This window comes from Testudinibacter sp. 'clade 2', assembly GCF_006227735.1.
Lineage (GTDB): Bacteria > Pseudomonadota > Gammaproteobacteria > Enterobacterales > Pasteurellaceae > Chelonobacter.
Genome location: NZ_VDHB01000141.1, coordinates 1 through 3,496, shown reverse-complemented (window position 1 = coordinate 3,496; position 3,496 = coordinate 1). Strand labels below are relative to the sequence as shown.

General features: G+C 44.6%; 5 protein-coding genes. All 5 read right to left on the bottom strand.

Annotation, left to right across the window (positions count from 1 at the left end; translation table 11 throughout):
- Positions 1-106: 106 nt before the first annotated feature.
- Positions 107-250 carry an entericidin A/B family lipoprotein gene (locus FHQ30_RS10695; protein WP_132968172.1) on the bottom strand — a complete coding sequence of 48 codons (144 nt, stop codon included), beginning with the start codon at positions 248-250 and terminating at the stop codon, positions 107-109.
- Positions 251-369: 119 nt separating this feature from the next.
- A complete protein-coding gene (gene artM, locus FHQ30_RS10690; protein ID WP_139610490.1) occupies positions 370-1,056 on the bottom strand; it encodes an arginine ABC transporter permease ArtM in 687 nt (228 codons plus the stop codon).
- Positions 1,053-1,724, bottom strand: coding sequence for an arginine ABC transporter permease ArtQ (artQ, locus tag FHQ30_RS10685; protein WP_139610489.1), 672 nt, complete (start codon positions 1,722-1,724; stop codon positions 1,053-1,055). The genes artM and artQ overlap by 4 nt, the downstream gene beginning before the upstream one ends.
- A gap of 9 nt (positions 1,725-1,733) precedes the next feature.
- Positions 1,734-2,453, bottom strand: a complete 720-nt coding sequence (locus tag FHQ30_RS10680; RefSeq protein ID WP_139610488.1) for an arginine ABC transporter substrate-binding protein — start codon at positions 2,451-2,453, stop codon at positions 1,734-1,736.
- Between the two features lie 59 nt (positions 2,454-2,512).
- Positions 2,513-3,241, bottom strand: a complete 729-nt coding sequence (artP, locus tag FHQ30_RS10675) for an arginine ABC transporter ATP-binding protein ArtP (RefSeq protein ID WP_139610487.1) — start codon at positions 3,239-3,241, stop codon at positions 2,513-2,515.
- Positions 3,242-3,496 lie beyond the last annotated feature (255 nt).

Below are 3,496 nucleotides of genomic sequence, written 5' to 3'. Positions count from 1 at the left end.
CCCCTACAGTTACAACATTAATCGTGTATTTTAACCTTTGTCAGCAGTCTAATGCCGAACGGTAACATTCGGCATTATGGTTATTAGAGTTGTAGTGAGATTCAGATTACATCTTTTTCTGAACTTTGGTTGCGGTATTATCAATCGCTTCACCGGCAGATTGGATATCTTGTCCTGCGCCTTTTACCGTGTTACAAGCGGATAATGTTCCAATTGTTGCGGCTAAAATCAATGCCCAAATTATTTTCATAATAACCTCTCCTGCGATTTTTGTTTCAAATTGTAGGGATATTTAGTAAGTAGCTTATTGAACTACTTGTTAAATACTACACTGTAAAAATTCAAATGGCAACCGCAAATGGCTTGAGTTTAGTGGCTTTTACTGCTTTCTAAACGTTCAAATGCGAGGGTTCTATTCTCCAAACGACGTAAGAATAAGGTCGCAATGCCGGTGATAATCAGGTAAATAGCTCCGGCAATACCATAGATTAACAATGCATCATATTGCGTACCGTACAGCTGACGGGCATAGCCCATAATATCCATAATTGTGATCGTTGAAGCCAGTGATGTGCCTTTGAATACCAAAATGATTTCATTGGTGTAAGACGGCAGCGCCCGTTTTAGCGCAAACGGCACTAAAATCCGCAGCGTTTGCCAACGGCTTAAACCGAGTGACGCCGAGCTTTCCCACTGTCCTTTGGAAATCGCTTTCACCGCCCCGTGGAACAGCTGTGCAGAGTAGGCGGCACTGTTGAGTGCCAGTGCCAACATCGCGCAAAACCAGGCATTGGACAGCAGTGACCAAGCCGGGCTGTCGATAATCCATTGGAATTGCCCCGGGCCAGCATAGATTAAGAAAATTTGCACCAATAACGGTGTGCCGGTAAACAGCGTGATATAACCGTTGACCAGCGCTTTCAAAGTGCGGTTTTCCATCGACAGGATAAAGGTAAACAACACTGCCAAAATAAACGAAATAATTAAGGCGACCGCTGTCAATGCGAGGCTGGTTGGAATGCCTTGTGCGATAATTGCAAAATAGTCACTGATCATGCTGCCTCCCGTTCAAAACGAGTGAAGCGTTTTTCTAGGCGAGCAATTCCGATTTTGCTTAAAATCGTGACGGCTAAATAGAGCAGTGCCGCAATCCCGTACCAAGTAAACGGCTGGTGAGTGTTGGCGTTGCTCAGTTCCGCCTGGCGCATCAGATCGTTTACACCAATTAGGGAGACAAGTGCGGTATCTTTCAATAAGATCAACCATTGATTACTCAAGCCCGGCAAGGCGTGACGCCAGACTTGCGGCATAATAATCGAGATAAAGGCTTGTGAACGGCTTAATCCTAGCGCAGAGGCCGACTCCCATTGTCCTAACGGAATGGCTTGAATCGCACCACGCAACGATTGTGAAGCATAGGCGGCAAATATAATCGCCAACGCTACCACGCCCGACCAAAATGGGCTGAATTCGATAAAATCACCGGTGAGAATAAACAAAACCTGGGTTGAGCCGAAATAGATCAGCAGCACAACTAAAATTTCCGGTAAGCCGCGCAATAAGGTTAAAAAAACCGAAGTGAGGTTGCGAATACAGCGTATTTTCGCCGTTTCAAACACCACAAAAATCATCGACAGAATCAAGCCGAGAATTAATGCGCACACAGCCAACCCTAAGGTCATCAGGGTGGCTGAAAGCATTAGCGAGAGAAAATTGCTAAACATAAAAGGTGACTACTTTCCAGACATCCAAGTGTCATAAATTTTTTGGTATTCACCGTTGGCTTTAATTGCCGCCAAACCCTTGTTTAACTCTGCCAGCAGTTCAGTGCTGCTTTGATTGACGGCAATGCCCAAACCGCTGCCGAAATAGTTCGGATCAGTCACTTTGTCTCCGGTGAATGCTAAGCTGTCGTCGGTTTTCATCCAGTCGGCAAGCACCGCAGTATCACCGAAAATAATATCGATACGTCCGTTTTTCAGATCCAAAATCGCACTTTGCAAGGTGGCGTAGGATTTTGCGTTATATTGTTTGCCGTTTGCGGCAATATATTGTTGGAACGTAGTACCGTTTTGTACCCCGACACTTTTCGCACTGTTTAAATCAGCTTTGCCTTTTACTGCGATAAAGCTGGCGGAGCTGTCATAGTAAGGATCGCTGAAGCTGACTTGTTTGGCGCGTTCTGCGGTGATGTCAATGGCAGAAATGGCGGCGTCAAAACGTTTGAACTTCAGACTTGGAATCAGACTGTCGAACGCATGGCTTTGGAATTGGCAATTTGCTTTGATTTCGGCACAAATAGCGTTGGCAATATCAATATCGAAACCGACAATCTTACCGTTGGAATCGGTGTTTTCAAATGGCGGATAAGTTGGTTCGGTCGCAAAGGTAATATCCAATGCGTTGGCAGAGAAGGCGGTCGCCAACAGTGCGGTGGCAAGCAGTTTTTTCATGGTAAGCTCCTTAACGAAGAGAGTAAAATTAAGTATAACTAACAGTGAGTGTAATAAATTTAGTGTGATAAATATTGTGCAAAAGCGTCAGTTTTTGGATTTTTGAAACAGTCAGAGGCACCGATTTCAACGATTTTCCCCTGTTCCATATAGATCACTTTGGTCGCCACTTTGCGTGCCACGGCAACTTCGTGAGTCACAATCATCTGAGTGATTCCGGTTTGTTTCAACTCTTCGATAATGGATACCACTTGTGCGGTGATCTCCGGATCGAGCGCTGCGGTCGGCTCGTCAAACAGCAGCACTTGCGGTTTCATCATCAAGGCACGGGCAATCGCGACACGCTGTTGTTGCCCACCAGACAGATGCAACGGGAAACGGTCTGCGTGATCTTCCACCCGTAAGCGTTTTAGCAAACCTTGCGCCCGTTCCACGGCCTCCGCTTTGCTCAGCCCCAACACCTTCATTGGTGCTTCGATTAAGTTTTCTAACACGGTGTAATGTGGCCACAGATTGTATTGCTGAAACACCATGCCGACATCTTTACGCAGTTTACGAATTTTTTTGGCATCGGTATTGGCGGATAATTCAAATTGATTACCGGCAATCGTCAATTGACCGCTCTTTGGCACTTCCAACAGATTCAGTGTGCGGATCAAGGTGCTTTTGCCGGCACCGCTCGGCCCGAGCAACACGATAATATCGCCATCTTGCGATTCAAAATTAATGTCGAATAGGGCTTGCTTATTGCCGTAAAAAAAATTGAGGTTTTTAATACTGATCGTCATGCTGAAAAGGGTCTTCGTTTATGGGAATAAATAATCTGGAATAGTAATGATAAAAAAAGCGCTATGCAAATAAAATCGCAAAAAAAGCCAAAAAATTTGCATAAAAATGCAGGTTTGCTGCATTAAATTCAAAAGTGGATAAAAATAACACAGTCAATAAATAGGCAAAATAAAAGGGAAGCATGGTTTCCCTTAGACTGCTGACAAAGGTTAAAATACACGATTAATGTTGTAACTGTAGGGGGCGATTATATA

What these genes read in the sequence shown, in the direction of transcription:
- FHQ30_RS10695 (WP_132968172.1), bottom strand. Translation starts at nt 250, where the DNA reads ATGAAAATAATTTGGGCATTGATTTTAGCCGCAACAATTGGAACATTA.
- artM (WP_139610490.1), bottom strand. Translation starts at nt 1,056, where the DNA reads ATGATCAGTGACTATTTTGCAATTATCGCACAAGGCATTCCAACCAGC.
- artQ (WP_139610489.1), bottom strand. Translation starts at nt 1,724, where the DNA reads ATGTTTAGCAATTTTCTCTCGCTAATGCTTTCAGCCACCCTGATGACC.
- FHQ30_RS10680 (WP_139610488.1), bottom strand. Translation starts at nt 2,453, where the DNA reads ATGAAAAAACTGCTTGCCACCGCACTGTTGGCGACCGCCTTCTCTGCC.
- artP (WP_139610487.1), bottom strand. Translation starts at nt 3,241, where the DNA reads ATGACGATCAGTATTAAAAACCTCAATTTTTTTTACGGCAATAAGCAA.